At 56.9% G+C, this 16269-nt stretch carries 20 protein-coding genes; 13 read left to right on the top strand and 7 right to left on the bottom strand.

What is annotated here, in order from left to right; genetic code table 11:
* Window positions 1-13: 13 nt before the first annotated feature.
* Genes ACIQWS_RS16140 through ACIQWS_RS16155 form a run of 4 tightly spaced genes read left to right on the top strand, consistent with a single transcriptional unit; the run spans window position 14 to window position 4278 of the window.
* Entirely contained in the window at window positions 14-1531 is a 1518-nt protein-coding gene (locus ACIQWS_RS16140; RefSeq protein ID WP_403181381.1) for a sugar ABC transporter ATP-binding protein, read from the top strand.
* Window positions 1528-2544 carry an ABC transporter permease gene (locus ACIQWS_RS16145; RefSeq protein WP_403181384.1) on the top strand — a complete coding sequence of 339 codons (1017 nt, stop codon included), beginning with the start codon at window positions 1528-1530 and terminating at the stop codon, window positions 2542-2544. Before ACIQWS_RS16140 ends, ACIQWS_RS16145 begins: the two co-directional genes overlap by 4 nt.
* Window positions 2541-3518 (top strand): galactofuranose ABC transporter, permease protein YjfF, encoded by a 978-nt coding sequence (gene yjfF / locus ACIQWS_RS16150; protein WP_223615809.1) that lies wholly within the window; start codon window positions 2541-2543, stop codon window positions 3516-3518. Before ACIQWS_RS16145 ends, yjfF begins: the two co-directional genes overlap by 4 nt.
* A gap of 1 nt (window position 3519) precedes the next feature.
* Entirely contained in the window at window positions 3520-4278 is a 759-nt protein-coding gene (locus ACIQWS_RS16155; protein WP_403181391.1) for a FadR/GntR family transcriptional regulator, read from the top strand.
* 268 nt (window positions 4279-4546) lie between these two features.
* Here the strand turns inward: ACIQWS_RS16155 and ACIQWS_RS16160 are convergent, their stop codons facing one another.
* On the bottom strand, window positions 4547-4978 hold the full coding sequence (locus ACIQWS_RS16160) for a MucR family transcriptional regulator (protein ID WP_403181394.1): 432 nt from the start codon (window positions 4976-4978) through the stop codon (window positions 4547-4549).
* A 221-nt stretch (window positions 4979-5199) separates the two neighbouring features.
* Between ACIQWS_RS16160 and ACIQWS_RS16165 the strand changes: the two genes are divergently transcribed.
* The 7 genes from ACIQWS_RS16165 to ACIQWS_RS16195 all read left to right on the top strand — a co-directional run bounded on the left by ACIQWS_RS16165 (window position 5200) and on the right by ACIQWS_RS16195 (window position 9173).
* Window positions 5200-5721 (top strand): hypothetical protein, encoded by a 522-nt coding sequence (locus ACIQWS_RS16165; protein WP_403181397.1) that lies wholly within the window; start codon window positions 5200-5202, stop codon window positions 5719-5721.
* 123 nt (window positions 5722-5844) lie between these two features.
* The gene (locus ACIQWS_RS16170) at window positions 5845-6201 is read left to right on the top strand and encodes an ArsR/SmtB family transcription factor (RefSeq protein WP_403181400.1); all 357 of its coding nucleotides are present in this window, start codon (window positions 5845-5847) and stop codon (window positions 6199-6201) included.
* Between the two features lie 48 nt (window positions 6202-6249).
* Window positions 6250-6672: an arsenate reductase (glutaredoxin) gene (gene arsC / locus ACIQWS_RS16175; RefSeq protein ID WP_403181403.1), complete on the top strand. Its 423-nt coding sequence runs from the start codon at window positions 6250-6252 to the stop codon at window positions 6670-6672.
* 1 nt (window position 6673) lies between these two features.
* A complete protein-coding gene (arsH, locus tag ACIQWS_RS16180) occupies window positions 6674-7375 on the top strand; it encodes an arsenical resistance protein ArsH (RefSeq protein ID WP_403182515.1) in 702 nt (233 codons plus the stop codon).
* A gap of 164 nt (window positions 7376-7539) precedes the next feature.
* Entirely contained in the window at window positions 7540-8232 is a 693-nt protein-coding gene (locus ACIQWS_RS16185) for an RNA polymerase sigma factor (protein ID WP_403181406.1), read from the top strand.
* Window positions 8233-8321: 89 nt separating this feature from the next.
* Window positions 8322-8846, top strand: a complete 525-nt coding sequence (locus tag ACIQWS_RS16190) for a DUF4142 domain-containing protein (RefSeq protein ID WP_403182519.1) — start codon at window positions 8322-8324, stop codon at window positions 8844-8846.
* Window positions 8847-8855: 9 nt separating this feature from the next.
* Entirely contained in the window at window positions 8856-9173 is a 318-nt protein-coding gene (locus tag ACIQWS_RS16195) for a cupredoxin family copper-binding protein (RefSeq protein ID WP_403181409.1), read from the top strand.
* Between the two features lie 64 nt (window positions 9174-9237).
* Here ACIQWS_RS16195 and ACIQWS_RS16200 read toward each other — a convergent pair whose 3' ends face one another.
* From ACIQWS_RS16200 to ACIQWS_RS16225, 6 genes are all read right to left on the bottom strand, one after another.
* The gene (locus ACIQWS_RS16200; RefSeq protein ID WP_403181412.1) at window positions 9238-9900 is read right to left on the bottom strand and encodes a flagellar basal body-associated protein FliL; all 663 of its coding nucleotides are present in this window, start codon (window positions 9898-9900) and stop codon (window positions 9238-9240) included.
* Window positions 9901-10086: 186 nt separating this feature from the next.
* Window positions 10087-10392 (bottom strand): putative quinol monooxygenase, encoded by a 306-nt coding sequence (locus ACIQWS_RS16205; RefSeq protein WP_403181416.1) that lies wholly within the window; start codon window positions 10390-10392, stop codon window positions 10087-10089.
* Window positions 10393-10494: 102 nt separating this feature from the next.
* A complete protein-coding gene (locus ACIQWS_RS16210) occupies window positions 10495-11046 on the bottom strand; it encodes a fasciclin domain-containing protein (protein WP_403181419.1) in 552 nt (183 codons plus the stop codon).
* A 113-nt stretch (window positions 11047-11159) separates the two neighbouring features.
* The gene (locus tag ACIQWS_RS16215) at window positions 11160-12635 is read right to left on the bottom strand and encodes a cryptochrome/photolyase family protein (RefSeq protein ID WP_403181427.1); all 1476 of its coding nucleotides are present in this window, start codon (window positions 12633-12635) and stop codon (window positions 11160-11162) included.
* Window positions 12636-12644: 9 nt separating this feature from the next.
* Window positions 12645-13469, bottom strand: a complete 825-nt coding sequence (locus tag ACIQWS_RS16220) for a DUF1365 domain-containing protein (RefSeq protein WP_403181431.1) — start codon at window positions 13467-13469, stop codon at window positions 12645-12647.
* Window positions 13466-14797 carry an NAD(P)/FAD-dependent oxidoreductase gene (locus tag ACIQWS_RS16225; RefSeq protein ID WP_403181434.1) on the bottom strand — a complete coding sequence of 444 codons (1332 nt, stop codon included), beginning with the start codon at window positions 14795-14797 and terminating at the stop codon, window positions 13466-13468. Before ACIQWS_RS16225 ends, ACIQWS_RS16220 begins: the two co-directional genes overlap by 4 nt.
* Window positions 14798-15069: 272 nt before the next feature.
* On the opposite strand from ACIQWS_RS16225, the gene ACIQWS_RS16230 reads away from it, so the two are divergent.
* Window positions 15070-15615: a sigma-70 family RNA polymerase sigma factor gene (locus tag ACIQWS_RS16230; protein ID WP_403181438.1), complete on the top strand. Its 546-nt coding sequence runs from the start codon at window positions 15070-15072 to the stop codon at window positions 15613-15615.
* Between the two features lie 6 nt (window positions 15616-15621).
* Entirely contained in the window at window positions 15622-16269 is a 648-nt protein-coding gene (locus tag ACIQWS_RS16235; RefSeq protein ID WP_403181441.1) for a ChrR family anti-sigma-E factor, read from the top strand.

A 16269-nucleotide genomic window follows, 5' to 3' on the forward strand; every position in this document is an offset into this window, starting at 1 on the left:
GGGAGACGGCGCAATGACGGACAAACCCGGTCTTCTTGCGGTAGAGGGCATTTCCAAATCATTTGTTGGTTTCAAAGCGTTGGATGGCGTTGATTTCACCGTCAGGCCGGGGGAAATCCACGCGCTTCTCGGCGAAAATGGCGCGGGGAAATCAACGCTGATCAAAGTGCTGACTGGTGTCCACCAGCCGGATGCCGGCGTGATCAAAATCGACGGGCAACCGGTGGCCATGCGCGATACGCAGCATGCTCAATATCTCGGTATCGGTACGGTTTACCAGGAAGTGAATCTGCTGCCCAATATGTCCGTTGCCGATAATCTCTTCATCGGGCGCCAGCCAATGCGGTTCGGTTTCGTCAACCGCAAGCTGATGGAAAAACAGGCGCAGGAATTGCTGGCGCAATATGACCTGCATCTGGATGTTTCGTCCGATTTGTCCCGTTACTCCGTTGCGGTGCAGCAGCTCGTGGCAATCGCCCGCGCTGTTGATATGTCGGGGCGCGTTCTTGTCCTTGATGAACCGACCGCCAGTCTTGACCGCCATGAGACCGAAATCCTGTTCGCCATACTACGCCAGTTGCGCGCCCGCGGCTTTGGTATTGTTTTCATTACGCATTTCCTCGACCAGGTCTATGAAATCTGTGACCGGGTCACGGTCCTGCGCAATGGAAAGCTGGCCGGCAGCGCTTTGACTGCGGAACTTCCAAAGATCGATCTGGTTTCCCTGATGCTTGGACGGGCATTGGCGGTCGCAACGCACAATACGCGCCATGACCGGCCGGTCCCCGCCATCAAGCCGTTCTCCTTCAAGGGACTTGGACGCAGCCGCAGCATTGCGCCGTTCGATCTCGATATCGGTGAAGGTGAAGTGATCGGGATGGCCGGGCTTTTGGGATCGGGCCGCACGGAGACCGCCAAAATCCTGTTCGGAATCGACGCCGCGGACACGGGGCATATCCGCATAGACGGACGTCCCGTGCTCATCCGCACACCGCAGGACGCTGTCGCCTGCGGGTTCGGTCTGTGCCCGGAAGATCGCAAGTCCGACGGGATCATAGGCGATCTTTCCGTGCGCGAAAATATTTGCCTGGCGCTGCAGGCCCAGAAAGGCTGGTTCAACCGGTTGTCGAGCCGTGAGCAGATCAGCCTAGCCGACACATTCGTCAAGGCGCTCGATATCCGCACCACGGACATTGAGAAGCCGATCAAATTTCTATCCGGCGGCAACCAGCAGAAGGTTATCCTTGCCCGCTGGCTTGCAACCAATCCCCGGTTTCTCATTCTCGACGAGCCGACGCGCGGTATCGATGTCGGCGCGCATGCGGAGATCATCGCGCTGATCAACCGGCTTTGCGACGATGGCATGGCGCTGCTTGTCATCTCCTCGGAGATTGAGGAAATCGTTGCCTACAGCACCCGTGTGGTTGTCTTGCGGGATCGCGCGCATCGCGGCGAAATTTCCGGTGACGATATCACGACATCAAACATCATGCAGATGATTGCTGCTGAATCTGAAGGGGCCCCTGCATGATCCGTCTGAATACTGCAGCCTTGACGAAAGCCATGCCGCAGCTGCTTTCGCTGATGCTCATCCTGTTTCTCAATTATCTGGCATTTCCCGGATTCTTCGAAATACGCCTTCAGGACGGCCGGCTGTTCGGCAGCCTGATCGATGTCCTCAATCGCGGGGCCCCGGTGATCATCCTGGCAATCGGCATGACCGCTGTCATCGCCAGCCGCGGTGTCGATCTTTCGGTCGGCGCTGTCATGGCCGTCTCGGGCGCGCTGGCTGCAACGATGACCGTCGCCGGTTATCCCCTGCCTGTCGTCATTGTTGCCGCCCTCGGCACGGGTCTGGCGTGCGGCCTGTGGAACGGCATTCTCGTCGCCTATTTCGACCTGCAACCCATCGTGGCGACCTTGATCCTCATGGTGGCTGGCCGCGGCATTGCGCAGCTGATCACCGAGGGTTCGATTGTCACCTTCACCGAGCCCGGCCTGATCTTCTTCGGAACAGGCTCCTTTGCCGGCATTCCCATGCCCATCCTGATCGCGGTCTCGCTTCTCGTCGTGGCGATTGCCGTGGTCCGGCGCACGGCAATCGGGCTGCTGATCGAATCGATCGGCATCAATCGAAGCGCAAGCAGCTATGCCGGACTGAACAGCAAACTGCTGCTGCTCGTCATCTATGGGTTTTGCGGGTTCTGCGCTTCACTGGCCGGGATCATCATTGCCGCGGATATTCGCGGTGCCGATGCCAACAATGCGGGTCTCTGGCTGGAACTGGATGCAATTCTCGCAGTTGTCGTCGGCGGGACGTCACTGTTTGGCGGCCGCTTTTCCATTCTCATGTCGGCGCTTGGCGCAGTCATCATTCAGGCGATGAACACGGGGATATTGCTGTCCGGTTTCCCGCCCGAATACAATCTCATCCTGAAAGCGCTGGTCATCATTGTCATCCTGCTGGCGCAGTCATTTTCATCCCTGGGCGGCTGGGCATTTCTCAAGGGGGAATTCCGCTCAAAGGGGGCAAAAAGACAATGAACACACGCCTTTTGCCCCTTTGTGCCACACTGCTCATCTGCCTCATTGCGTATGCTGCCTGTGTTTTCCAGTTTCCGGCGATGTTCTCGACCCGTGTTGCCGGCAATCTGCTGACGGACAATGCCTTTCTGGGAATTGCCGCTGTCGGCATGACGTTCGTCATTCTTTCCGGCGGCATTGACCTCTCTGTGGGATCGGTGATTGCCTTTACCGGCGTGCTTCTGGCCGTCCTCATCACGCATTACGGCGTTCATCCGCTGATTGCCTTTGCAATTGCGCTTTTGATCACCACGGCTTTCGGGGCAAGCATGGGCGCGATCATCCACTACCTTGAAGTGCCGTCCTTCATCGTCACGCTGGCTGGCATGTTTCTGGCACGGGGCATGTGCTTCGTGATGACAACGGATTCAATCCCGATCGATCACCCGTTCTATACGGCATTGCAGGGGCTGTTCTACCGGTTGCCAGGCGGCGGACGGCTGACCTTCATCGGTTGCCTCATGGTGCTGGTGTTTTTGGTCGGTATCGTCGTTGCGCATTTCAGCAAGTTCGGTTCCTACATCTATGCGGTGGGCGGAAACCGCACGTCGGCCGAGCTGATGGGCGTGCCGGTTGCCAGGACCACGATCGGCATCTATGCGATGTCGGGCTTCCTGTCGGGGCTCGCCGGTATTGTCTTTTCGCTTTACACTTCTGCGGGTTATTCGCTCGCCGCTGTCGGCGTCGAACTCGATACCATCGCGGCAGTGGTGATCGGGGGGACGTTGCTGACCGGGGGCGTCGGCTATATCGCCGGTACGTTCATCGGCGTGATCATCCAGGGGATTATCCAGACTTACATCGTCTTTGATGGAACCCTGTCCAGTTGGTGGACAAAAATCGTTGTCGGTGTCCTTCTCTTCTCGTTCATTGCCTTGCAACGCATATTGGTGTTCCTGTCACTGAAGAGAACAACGGCAACCAGTGGGGGGTGATTTGCCACGCAACGACCTTACAAATTACGATTTCCGGACGGCAGGCCATTCGCACACGCATCACGGCCACGTCATGCGCGCGCTCGGCTTGCGCATCATCAGCGGTGACTACGCGGAGAACAGCATTCTGCCGGGTGACGCCGAGCTGTTCGAGCGCTTCGGCGTATCGCGGACGGTGCTGCGCGAAGCACTGAAGACGCTGGCGGCCAAGGGCCTGATTCAGCCGCGCGCCAAGATTGGCACGCGCGTGCTCGAGCGCTCGCATTGGAATCTGTTCGACCCGGACATTCTGGTCTGGCATTTCGAGGCCGGTCCCACGCCGGAATTCCTGTCGAGCCTTCTGGAAATGCGTCTGGCGCTCGAACCCGAAGCGGCGGGCCTCGCCGCGCGCCGCAGAACGGCCGCTCAGCTTGAAATACTCTATAAATGGGTCGACAGGATGGGGGAGGCTGGCCAAGCCGCATCCAGTTTCGTCGACAGTGATCTTCAATTTCATATTGCCATTGCCGATGCGTCTCACAATCCCTTCATGCGCTCGATCAGCGCGCTCATAGAGGTGGCCTTGGTGACCACGTTCACGATCAGCTCGCCGATCCCGAATCCTGAGCGCCACAGCTATTCGGTGGCACGCCACAGGGCCATTGCCGATGCGATCAGGGACCGCAATGTGAGCGCTGCCAAAAAGGCCATGCGCGGGGTCATCGAGGACGGTGCGGAACGCGTTCTTGCCGCGACAAAGGGCGTGCAGAACGCCGATTGACGCCGTCAGCGCTTCCCGGCCGCCCCTGATGACGCCACCGGGGGCATCACCACGGAATGGGGGTCGTTCCGCAAGCATGCTCGCGATATCGCGAGCATCTTCGACGATCAGGATTCGAGCCGGAATGTTCAGCGATAAAATCGCCCGACTGGCCCATTTCCGGCGGCCTGAATCACCACGCCATATATTCAGTTATGTTTCGACGGGGGAAATGGTGTGACTGGCGCTCCGGCATTCACGCTTCAAACAGATAATGCTGCGGGCCCGACTATAAACCCATTCGTTTTCGGCCAAGACCATTTTCCTTTGCCAGAGCAGAGCGCTTGGTCGAATAATTGGGTGCAACCATCGGATAAGAGGAGTCCAGGCTCCATTTTTCGCGGTAGGCTTCCGGCGTCAATCCATACTCGTTCATAATGTGACGCTTCAAAGTTTTGAACTTCTTTCCGTCATCCAGGCATATGATGTAGTCGGCCAATATCGATTTGTTCGGATTAACGGCTGGTGCTGCCTTTTGCGCTAGAGGAAGCGGCGCATGTTCAAGCGCAACTTTGTCAAGCGCGGCGTGAATTTCCGTAATGATCTTGGGCAATTCAGTCCAGGGTATCGAACTGCGCCGAACATAAGCCGCCGCCAATTTGGCTGACAATTCGACAAGCAGAACATTATGTTTCAATGTGTCATTCCGGTCGTCTTTCACGATGATCCTTTTGACTTTGTGTCTGTCGGATATATAAGTATTCGTTGAAGTACATTAAATTGAATTGGGTGAAAATTAAAGATTGAAGTGAAAAATATTCCAAAAACGGGGAGGCTTTATGCAGCAATAAGGCGGCGTTGTTTTGTATTTTGATTTGATCCGAAGATTGCGCATTTCGACACATTCGCTTCATGCGAACGATAAGAATGGGAGGAAACAGCATGGCCATTTCACGTAAGGAAGAAGCGCGCGCTTTGAGTGCGGAAGAGCGAGTCCTCGTCGATAAATCGCACCATCCTGAGCTGCAGGACTTGAACGATGCGGAACTGGCCAATTTGGTCAAGCTGTTGCGCGGGCAGCGTGACAAAGCCCAAACGCAGGCGCATCGCCGTCGCCGCGAAATGCGTGGCAAAGCGGCGCCGAAGGGTGCAACTGCGTCGACCAAAGACGACGGTTCTCAATTGAAGGTTGCGGTCCTCGCCATGGCGATGCGTCGTCTCAACAATGAAATTGAACGCCGCCGTCGACTGACGGCAAGCATCGAACTGATTGAAAATGCCCGCAAGGCGTTGAACATGAAGCAAGGCGCAAGAAAAGACGCCGCTGAGCTGAACACGCGTCACGCGCATCAAGGTTTGCGGGTCATCGAAAACTCCAAGGTTGGAAGCTTAATTCGGCCAATGGAGCGCGGGCGGCAGCGGGCTGCGGCAAAGGTAGCGCAGGCGAAGCGGGACGCGCGGTAACATTGAACGATCCTTTCCGGCAGGAATTGCTGAAGCATGCCATGGCCTCGTCGGGCGATGGAGTTCCTGCGTAGCAAGTCACTGTTCTTGACATCGATTCAATATATCTGTAAATCTGGATATATGGAAAAAGAAAACACCATTGAAGCCTTTTCGGCTCTCGCGCAACCCTCGCGCATGGATGCGTTCAAGCTGATCGTGATGCATGAGCCCGAGGGGATCGCTGCCGGGGAAATCGCCCGTATTCTCGATGTTCCTCAGAACACCATGTCGACACATCTCGCGATCCTGTCACGCGCCGGGTTGATCGCTTCGGCGCGCCAGAGCCGTTCCATTATCTACAGAGCCAATTTCGGCAAGCTGCGCGCCGCCATCTACTATCTCCTGAAGGATTGCTGCGCGGGCCACCCGGACATTTGCGCACCGCTCGTCGCCGACATTGTTCCCTGTTGCCCGCCCGAGGAAAAACGCAATGCCTGAACGCGTCCGGTCTGATGCGATCATGGCCAAAGCAGAAAGGGCCGTCTGATGACCGTCACCATTTATCACAATCCATCCTGTGGCACCTCCCGCAATGTCCTGGCGTTGATACGCAATGCAGGCATTGAACCGACCGTCATCGAGTATTTGAAGACGCCGCCCGCCCGACAGGAATTGAAAGACTTGATCCGCACGGCAGGGCTGACCGTGCGCGAGGCCATCCGCGAAAAAGGAACGCCTTATGCGGAACTGGGACTGAATGATCTGTCCTTGAATGACGAGCAGCTGTTGGACGCCATGGAGGCCCATCCGATCCTGATCAATCGCCCCTTTGTCGTTACGGAAAAGGGCGTGCGTCTTGCCCGGCCATCCGAAGCGGTCCTCGATATCCTGCCGAGCCCGCAAAAAGGTGCGTTCGCCAAGGAAGACGGCGAAGTCGTCATCGACAGTGAGGGAAAGCGCATTGTCTGATTTGCCCAATGCCGCATCGAGCGTCCTGCATATTCCGGACGCTGAAAAGCTGTCTGCACCATTCTCGGCACACCGTCCGCGCATCCTTCTGCTTTACGGCTCCCTCCGAAAAGTGTCCTACAGCCGTTTTCTGACCCAGGAAGCAGCGCGCCTGCTGGAGCATTTCGGGGCGGAAACCCGCATTTTCGATCCGGCTGGCCTGCCTTTGCCTGACGATGCGCCGGTTGATCATCCAAAAGTCCGGGAGCTGCGCGACCTCTCGCTGTGGTCGGAGGGGCAGGTATGGACCAGTCCCGAACGGCACGGTGCGATGACCGGGGTGATGAAATCGCAGATCGACTGGATACCCCTAGCTATGGGCGCGATCCGCCCCACGCAGGGGCGGACGCTGGCGGTCATGCAGGTGTCCGGCGGATCGCAGTCGTTCAATGCGGTCAATCAGATGCGGGTGCTCGGCCGCTGGATGCGCATGATCACCATCCCGAACCAGTCGTCAGTCGCCAAGGCCTATCAGGAGTTTGATGAAAACGGCCGCATGAAACCATCCGCCTATTATGACCGCGTTGTCGATGTGATGGAGGAATTGGTCAAATTCACGCTGCTGACGCGTGATGTCTCCGGCTATCTCACCGATCGCTACAGTGAGCGAAAGGAAGATGCGGCGGCGCTTGAAAAGAGAGTTGCGCTGAAGTCGGCTGTTTAACGCATCATCTGGCGGGCTGATGTCCATCACATCGATATCTTGCTCCGTACCGGCCCTGGAAGCATTCAGGCTGCTTCAATGTCTCGGCCCATATTGATCTGAAGCCCAAGATGCCGGGAACCTTTTGCCGCAAATATCATCTATGATGGCCAGAGGAGTTCAGGATGATGGTATTACCGGCAAAGACAGAGTCCCCATCCGGTCATGGGGACGATGTCGAACTTGTTCGACGTGCGCTGATCAGGGATGCCGATGCTTTCCGCATAATAATGCGGACGCATAATCGCCGGCTTTACCGAATTGCCCGCGGCGTCATTCGGGATGACAGCGAAGCCGAGGATATCGTTCAGGAAGCCTATTGCTCCGCCTTCTCTCATCTCGACCAGTTCCGGGGTGAATCCTCACTCGCAACCTGGCTTTCCCGCATTGTCGTCAATGAAGCTTTGGGGCGTTTGCGCAAAAAGCGGCGTGCGCCGGATAGTGCAGCGTCGACGAGCCGGAATTCAGACACGCGGATCATCCCGTTTCCCATCAAAACCGGTGAAGACCCGGAGCGGTTAATGGCACAGCGGCAGATTTTGCAAATGGTTGAACGGGCAACCGATGCTCTTCCCGACGTGTACAGGACTGTTTTTATCGCGCGCGTGATCGAGGGGCTCAGTCAGGAGGAGACAGCGCAGGTGCTCGGGATCAGAGTGGAGACGGTCAAGACACGTCTGCATCGCGCTCGTGCGCTCGTACGCAAACAGTTGGACGACCAGATCGGCCCGGTCTTGATGGATGCCTTTCCATTCGCTGGACAGCGCTGCGCCCGCTTGACAACAGCAGTCATGAAACAGCTCGGCTTCATCGAGTGAGCTCCGGGAACCTTTTTCGCTGTTCCACATCAAATGGCTGTCAGTTGAAAAAAAACGACCCGGACATTTCTCCGGGTGAAGGAGGTATTATGTTTTCTCGAACAATGACGGCCCTGGCTGTTCTTTCCCTGTTGGGCAGCGCTTCGCTCGCTCATGCGGCAGACAAGCCCACAGACCCGCAAATTGCGCACATTGCCTATACGGCGGGCATCATCGATATCGAAGCTGCGAAACAGGCGATTGCCAAATCAAAAAACAAGGACGTTGTTGCATTTGCCAGGGACATGGTGCGCGATCATGAAGCGGTCAACACGCAAGCTCTCGCATTGGTCAAAAAGCTGAAGGTCACGCCCGAGGACAACGACACCAGCCGTTCGCTCGTCAAGGCGGCCGCCGCCGAACGCGCCAAGCTGGACAAGTTCGACGGTACCGCCTTTGACAGGGCCTATGTAACCAACGAGGTGACCTATCACAAGCAGGTCAATGGCGCGCTTGAAACCTTGCTCATTCCTTCAGCAAAAAATGCTGAGCTTAAAAGCCTGCTGGAAACTGGACTGAAGATCTTCCAGGGACATGAACAGCACGCCGAACATGTTGCGGCCGGGCTCAAATAGGGCAGACCGATGGCGTCGCAACTCAAGACATGGATCTCGATTGTCCTGATACTGGGTATGGGGTCCATTCCTGCCAGGGCGGAAACAATACGGGTCACGATCGAGAAAATGGTGTTTACCCCAGCCGTCATCGCCGCAAAAATTGGCGACAGGATCGAATGGATCAACAAGGATATCGTGGATCATACGGCAACAGTGAAAGGCGGATGGGATGTCGTGATCTCCTCGGGCAAAGCGGCAACGCTCCAGCTTGAGCAAGCAGGGTCGGTTGACTTCTATTGCCGCTTTCATCCCAACATGAAGGGGCGCGTTACCGTAACTCGCTAGTTTTCAAGGTTGCAGAAAAATAACCGGACGGATCCCGGCTGTCCTTGGCGCAGGGAACAACCGGTCAATGAGACGTCATAGCGCCGATCTGTCCGGGCGGATTGGCGAAGTCCTCATGGATGAGCTCGGCAGAACCGGGTATCGGTTTCCCCTTATGATCAAAACGCAGCACAACCATGTAGTCGAAAACATCGTCGGGCCATTGCCCGCCGGGTAACAGCGTCGACGGATCACCCCCCAATGCTTCGATGAGCTGCGAGAGTGTGCCGTGATGCCAGGCAATGAGCACCGATTTGCCGTGCGGCTCGGTTCTCAAAGCCTTGGTAAGGCCGGTCAGATCCTTGTTGCCGAATCGCAGATCGACAGGCAGCCCCAGTGCTTGGCTCAGAGGCTCCAGGGTCAGCCGTTCGCGGGCACTGTTCTTGGAATCTGCGGTCGCAATCAGCGTGTCGGGCCGGAATGGACTGCCGTCGAGCGTCAGGTGCTGAAAATACGCGCTGTAGGCCTGCGCCCGTTTTTCACCAGCCGGAGAGAGACCTGTTCCGCTGTCCGGCTTTTCTCCATGGCGGATAATGGCAATTGTCGCATCGGCGAGACCGGTCGTCTTGCCTTCGAAAGCAAATCCGCTGGCACAGAGCAACGCGTTCGAGCCGATCAGGATCGTCATGACCAGAGCCAGACACCTCGCGTATTTGTTCTGCATGATGGAAAAAACTCTCAGGGGCATTTTCGTTTCCTCCATCAGGCGCATTCAAGATGCGGCTCATCTCCTGTCCGGTTTTCCATTCTATGTGCAGCGATCAGGTTTTCATATGCTGTTCTGCCAGAATGGCCCAAACATCACCGTCGTACCCATTGGGCCTACAACAGGTGCGCTCAGAAACTTCAGAAATATTGGGGCCTGAACCGATTTTCAGGTGGCCGACGGTTTTGATGCCAGAATATCAACCATCTGAATATCGGGTGGCGTGGCAAAGAGTTCGTCGGCCCGTCCCATCAGCAGTTTGGCGAGATCGCCGGCAAGGTGTGCATCGCGCGCACCGGCAGTGTTGAATGTGTCAAAGATCGCGAATGACGATGGACCGCTGCGCACAGCAAACCACGACACCGTATCACGCTCCTTGTTGACGATGGCCAGCCCTGCAATGAGGAAAGACTCCACATCATCTTCCTTGCCTGCTTTTGCTTCAAGCGAGACATAGAGACCATATTTTACCATGGGATTGTCCTTTCCTGCCGTCCGTTGAAACTGGCCCCTATTCATATCACATTAGCAGGGGCCAGCCGACTGTTCCCTTCGTACCGGGAACCGGAAACGGATTTACATCTTGGGCAACAGAACTTTGTCGATGACGTGAATGACACCGTTTGACTGTTTGACGTTGGCGATCGTCACATTGGCAACCGTGCCGTTTTCATCGGTCAAAGTCAGCTTGTCGCCCTTGTATTTTGCGGTCCACACGCAACCGCCAACGGTCTTGACCGGGTGCGCGCCCTTGTCATCATCGACCATCTTCATGATGGCCTTCGAATCCGCATTGGCGGCGACGACATGGCAGGTCAGAATCTTGGTAAGCTTGTCCTTGTTTTCAGGTTTCAGCAAGGTTTCGACCGTGCCCTTGGGCAGCGCGTCAAATGCTGCATTGGTTGGTGCAAAGACAGTGAAGGGACCCTTGCCCTGCAAAGTTTCGATAAGCCCTGCTGCCTTGACGGCTGCGACGAGTGTGGTGTGATCTTTGGAGTTCACGGCGTTTTCAATGATGTTTTTATTTTCGTACATGGGTGCACCGCCGACCATGGGATTCTCCGCAAACGCGGCTCCCGAAATCAACACAGATGCGAGTGCAACCAGGCGAATGGAATTGGTGAACATTTCTCTCTCCACTGTTTTTTCCCTTTGATTGGGAAGCGCCGGAGTTACGAGCGGCTTTTCAAATTAGTTTCAGCGGGGATCGAATAAGGGGACATTCACGGGGAAGAAGCGTGCTAATGGCCGGGAGAATCTTTACGGGTGTTTGCATAGGCAACCAGCGCCTGTTGTCGCGCTGCTTGATGGTCAACGATGGGATGGGGGTAGTTCTGGCCCAGAACAACGCCCGCCTCGTTCAAAATGTTCTCGGGCGCGAGCCAAGGTGCGTGCAGATATTTGTCGGAAAGATTTTTCAGCTCCGGAACAAATTCCCGCACATAGGCGCCCAATGAATCGAACTTGGCGCCCTGCAACATAGGATTGAAAATCCGGAAATAAGGCGCGGCATCTGCACCCGATCCTGCAACCCATTGCCAACTGGCGGCATTGCTGGCGGGGTCGGCATCCACAAGCGTATCCCAGAACCACGCCTCGCCCTTGCGCCAGTCGATGCGCAGATGCTTGATCAGAAATGATGCGGTGATCATACGGACCCGATTGTGCATCCAGCCTGTTTTCCAGAGTTGGCGCATGCCGGCATCGACGATCGGATACCCCGTCCGGCCCTGTTGCCATGCCTTGAGGTCATCGGCCTTGTTCTGCCAGGCGAAGCCATCAAACGATGCATTATAGTTCCTGGTCGCAAGCGCGGGATTGTTGAACAGGAGATGGTAGGAAAATTCCCGCCAGCCGATTTCCCTGCGGAATTTATCCACATCCTTGCCGTCCCGTGCAAGGCTTGGTGATTTCAGGGCATGCCATATCTGGAACGGTGTGATCTCACCGTGGGCAAGATGGGGGGAAAGCCTTGAGGTTGCTTCGATGGCAGGCTTGTCCCGATCATGATCGTAGCCGCCAATAGCGCCGCCGAGAAAGGCGGCAAGCTTTTCCTGTGCGCCGTTTTCCCCCGGTGTCCAATCCTTGGCAAAGTCCTTCGCCCAGTCGGGTTTTTCAGGCAGAAGCGCCCAGTCGTTCAGGCGCTCCGAATCCATCGATTCATGATATGGCTCCAGCGTTCGCGGTGCTGGAACCGGGTCACGTGGTTCCGGACCTGCCGTCAAAGCGCGCCAGAACGGCGAATAGACGCGATAGAACCCGCCAGTGCCGGTTTTGAACAAGAACGGCTCATGCAGGAGATGCCCGTCAAAGCTTTCTGCCGATATGCCTCGGCGGGTGAGTTCGGTTTTGAGGCTTGTGTCCGTCCTCACGCCAGGGGGATCGTACCGCCTGTTCCACAGAACCATGTCGGCGCCTGTGTCGTCCAGCAACCGATCAACAATGGTCTGCGTCGCCCCGCGTTTGAGAACAAGGTTCGCGCCAAGAACCCTGAGCGACGCTGAAAGCGCAACAAGTGAGTGGTGCAGCCACCATCGGCGCGCCCCGCCAACAGGCCGTGATGCTTCGGTGTCCCCCTCATCCCAAACGAATACGGGAATGACTGGTTTACCAGTGTTTGCGGCCGCATACAGGGCACGATTGTCGCTGATCCGCAGATCGTGTCTGAAGAGGACAATGACGGGGAAACGGGTGGCCGATGATTGCTGTTCAGTCATGTATGCCTGTTATTTTGAGAACTGTGTATCCGATTCCGTTCGGCGCGGAATGATTGTCCGGGTTTGAACAGGCGTCCGCGGCCGGGGTCTGCATTTGACACCCTTGACCCAGATCCATAGGGCTTCCCAATGGATGCCTGCAATGACCTTGAGAGTCAGCAGGGGATAGCCGAGAAACAGTTTCAGCAACTGGCGGTCGCTGAATTCCTGCCGCTTGCCTGAAAAGGCTGTTGCGATGATGAGCCCGTCCTTGTCGCTCGCATTGATGACAACCGATGCTGTATCGGCCGGCCGGGTGATGGTGAAATCATAGTCCAGCGCCATCTCCATGAAGGGCGAAACGTAGAATTCCTTGCCGCATTCCTGATGCAACGGCTTGCCGTCGTCCGTATCGCCCAGCGGAAAAACGTAGCTGTGACGCTGGCCGAACGTGTTGTTGACCTCGTAGATCAGTGCCTTCAGCCTGCCGTTCCTATCATGGCAGAAATAGACGCTCAGCGGGTTGAACACATAGCCAAGTATTCTGGGCATGGTCATCAGCTTGATGGGCCCACCATCGGGTACCATGCCGGCATCCCGCAGATGGTCCTCCACATAACCGCGCAGGTCCGGACACCGCGCTGCCGCATCAAACTTGGAGCCGTGGTCGCCATCGAAAAAACCGAAGAGATTGAACCGGTTGTGGGAGAACAACCGGCTGGCGCGCGCGATACCTGCGATCTCGTCAATATCGAGCAGCATGTAGAACATGCGGTAACGCAGAAAATGCTGTTTGGGACGCAGGCGCCGATGGGTGACCCTGCCAGTGTAGATCGCCGAGCGGAAGGCATTCATGCCGCGACCCCGATTGGTTCGGGGCGGCTCTGGCGATAGATGCGCCCGGATTCATCGGCAACCTTCCAGGGTCTGCGCGCGCCGCCGAGATCTTCCGCCACCGCAAGGCCCGCTTGCAATCCGTCTTCGTGGAAGCCCGCGCCAAAATAGGCGCCGCAGTACCAGGTGCTGCGCTGTCCCTGCATCTGCCAGAGCTGTTTTTGCGCCTGCATCGCCGCGCCGTCAAAAATCGGGTGGGTATAGGTTTCCCGGTGCAGGATTTTTTGCGCATCCGGCTGATGCTGCGGATTGAGCGTGACGAAGAACTGACGGTCGGTTTCGAGCGGCTGCAATCGGTTCATCCAGTAGGTTACACACAGCTGGTTGCCCGAACCGGCAGCTTCCTGGCGCTGTCCAAGATAGTTCCAGCTGGACCAGACGGCACGCCGTTTGGGCATGAGTGTGTCGTCTTCATGCAGAACAGCATGGTTCACCGAATAGCGGAACGCGGAAAGAAGATTGGCTTCCAGGGGCGTCGGGTCGGACAGCAAAGCCAGCGATTCATCGGCGTGGCCGGCCAGGACAACGTGATCGAAAACCCGGGTAACACCATGGATGTCGGTTACCGCGGCGCTGTCTCTGCCGCGACGGATGGATGCGGCGGCGCATCCGGTCTGGATGCGGTCCCTGTAACCTGCCGTGAGGCGATCGACATAGGCGCGGCTGCCGCCCTTGACGGTACGCCATAGCGGCCGGTTGGCCAGTTTCAGCAGGCCGTGATTATCGCAAAAGCGGATGAACGCCTCCGCTGGATACTCGAGCAATGCCGATGCCGGCGCCGACCAGATGGCGGCTGCCATGGGCAGGAGGTGATCGTCGCGGAAGGCGCGGCCATATCCCTCCCGTTCCAGAAATTCACCCAGAGCGAGCAAACCGAGTTTGCCCGCGTGGGCCGGAGTTTCGCGATAGAAGCGCAGGAGATCGCGCAGCATCATCCAGAAACGCGGGTTGAACAGGTTGCGCTGCTGGGCAAACAGGCCGCTGAATCCGGTGCCCGAATACTCCAGCTTGCCGTCGTCGAGCGATACCGCAAAGGACATGTCCGATGCCGCTGTTTCCACGCCGAGATGGTCGAGCAGGGCAGTCAGATTCGGATAGGTATGTTCATTGAAAACGATGAAACCGGTATCAACCGGAATGGGGCTTCTGCCTGTCTGGCTGACAAGGAATGTATTGCTGTGACCACCCACGCGCAGCTCCCGTTCGAAAACGGTCACGTCATGATTCTGGGAAAGAAGCCATGCGGCGGACATGCCCGCAATACCCGATCCTATGACAGCAATTTTCAACGATGTTCTCCCGTACTCATCATGTGGAAACAACACGGATCGGGATGATCAGACGTTGTTTCTTGCAGCATCAGTGCATACGGTGGAAATACGGAATTGGATCAGGATTAGTTTCGGTGCTGATCCGATTGCGGCGCATCTGCGTATTGAGCGGTATGAATGGCCTCGCAACCTTTACCTTCGGCGATTTCCACAGGATATGGCAGCGTTTTGGACGCGGTCGGTTTTCGTATGCCGGAACAAAGCCGGCAATCAGGCGTACCGTTCAGACAATGACCGGGCCGGCCGATTATTCCGCAAAAATCCTTCGTATCGCGCAGCGCAGTGACAAGGCGGCTTTCGCCGAACTTTTCGGCTATTATGCGCCGCGTATCAAAGGGTTTTTCATGCGCGGCGGCATGGCGCCGGGGCAGGCCGAGGAACTGGCGCAGGAAACCATGCTGATGCTCTGGCGCAAGGCATCTCTGTTCGATCCTGCCAAAGCATCCGCTTCCACCTGGATTTTCACGATTGCGCGAAACCTGAGGGTCGATGCGATCCGGCGCGAGCGTTATCCCGCGGCGCATCTCATGGAAGAACATGAGCCGGATCTTGAGCCTTCTCCGTCAGAGATGCTGCTGCGGCTGGAAGGCGAAACGCTGGTGCGCACGGCCATGCAGAAATTATCGCCAGAACAGATGAGCGTCATCCAACAGCACTATTTTGACGACAAGCCGCACAGTGAGATCGCCCGGACGCTGGATTTGCCGCTCGGAACCGTCAAATCCCGATTGCGTCTGGCGATGCAGCATCTCAGAAATCTGCTGGGCGAGGAATGAGCTGACATGACCCATCGCCCTTCCGATGAAATTCTGATGGCCTATGCCGCAGGCAGCCTTGCCCAGGGACCGGCCCTCGTTGTCGCGGCACATTTGTCGCTCTGCCCGGACAGCGCCGACCGCGTGCGGCAGTTCGAGGCGGTGGGTGGTATGGCGCTCGAGGATGTGCCCGTTGCGGAAATGGCAGCAGATGCCCTGGAACAGGTTCTTGCGCGTCTTGATACGCCATCATCCTTGCCGGTCACGCCGCAGGTCCGGCATCTTGCCGCCATGCCGGATGGTCTGGTTCTGCCGTCACCGCTGGAGCAATATGACATGGGCAAATGGAAGTTCCTGGCGCCGGGCGTGCAGTGGAGTTCGATTGGCAGAGGTGGTGCGCCCCGCAATCGGCCGATGCTGCTGCGTGCGAAGCCCGGAATGGTGCTGCCGGAACACACCCATAGAGGTGTCGAATATACGCTGGTGCTCAAGGGGACGTTGCACGATGCGCTGGGTGATTATTATCCGGGCGATCTTGTTGTCGCCGATGCCAGTCTTGAACATGAGCCCAAGGCGGGGCCCGACGAAGAATGCATCTGTCTGGCCGTGGTGGATGGGCGTTTGCAATTGAAGAGTGTGCTCGGCCGCCTCGTTCAACCATTGCTTGGATTTTAA

This window comes from Phyllobacterium sp. NPDC097923, from assembly GCF_044760925.1.
In the GTDB taxonomy this organism is placed as follows: Bacteria; Pseudomonadota; Alphaproteobacteria; order Rhizobiales; family Rhizobiaceae; genus Phyllobacterium; species Phyllobacterium calauticae.

Bases quoted from the DNA above. Each gene is read 5' to 3' on its own strand.
- ACIQWS_RS16145 (WP_403181384.1), top strand. From the start codon at position 1,528: ATGATCCGTCTGAATACTGCAGCCTTGACGAAAGCCATGCCGCAGCTG.
- arsC (WP_403181403.1), top strand. From the start codon at position 6,250: ATGACCGTCACCATTTATCACAATCCATCCTGTGGCACCTCCCGCAAT.
- ACIQWS_RS16185 (WP_403181406.1), top strand. From the start codon at position 7,540: ATGATGGTATTACCGGCAAAGACAGAGTCCCCATCCGGTCATGGGGAC.
- ACIQWS_RS16140 (WP_403181381.1), top strand. From the start codon at position 14: ATGACGGACAAACCCGGTCTTCTTGCGGTAGAGGGCATTTCCAAATCA.
- ACIQWS_RS16235 (WP_403181441.1), top strand. From the start codon at position 15,622: ATGACCCATCGCCCTTCCGATGAAATTCTGATGGCCTATGCCGCAGGC.
- ACIQWS_RS16165 (WP_403181397.1), top strand. From the start codon at position 5,200: ATGGCCATTTCACGTAAGGAAGAAGCGCGCGCTTTGAGTGCGGAAGAG.
- ACIQWS_RS16205 (WP_403181416.1), bottom strand. From the start codon at position 10,392: ATGGTAAAATATGGTCTCTATGTCTCGCTTGAAGCAAAAGCAGGCAAG.
- ACIQWS_RS16200 (WP_403181412.1), bottom strand. From the start codon at position 9,900: ATGCCCCTGAGAGTTTTTTCCATCATGCAGAACAAATACGCGAGGTGT.
- ACIQWS_RS16210 (WP_403181419.1), bottom strand. From the start codon at position 11,046: ATGTTCACCAATTCCATTCGCCTGGTTGCACTCGCATCTGTGTTGATT.
- ACIQWS_RS16190 (WP_403182519.1), top strand. From the start codon at position 8,322: ATGTTTTCTCGAACAATGACGGCCCTGGCTGTTCTTTCCCTGTTGGGC.
- yjfF (WP_223615809.1), top strand. From the start codon at position 2,541: ATGAACACACGCCTTTTGCCCCTTTGTGCCACACTGCTCATCTGCCTC.
- ACIQWS_RS16230 (WP_403181438.1), top strand. From the start codon at position 15,070: ATGACCGGGCCGGCCGATTATTCCGCAAAAATCCTTCGTATCGCGCAG.
- ACIQWS_RS16220 (WP_403181431.1), bottom strand. From the start codon at position 13,469: ATGAATGCCTTCCGCTCGGCGATCTACACTGGCAGGGTCACCCATCGG.
- ACIQWS_RS16170 (WP_403181400.1), top strand. From the start codon at position 5,845: ATGGAAAAAGAAAACACCATTGAAGCCTTTTCGGCTCTCGCGCAACCC.
- ACIQWS_RS16195 (WP_403181409.1), top strand. From the start codon at position 8,856: ATGGCGTCGCAACTCAAGACATGGATCTCGATTGTCCTGATACTGGGT.
- ACIQWS_RS16215 (WP_403181427.1), bottom strand. From the start codon at position 12,635: ATGACTGAACAGCAATCATCGGCCACCCGTTTCCCCGTCATTGTCCTC.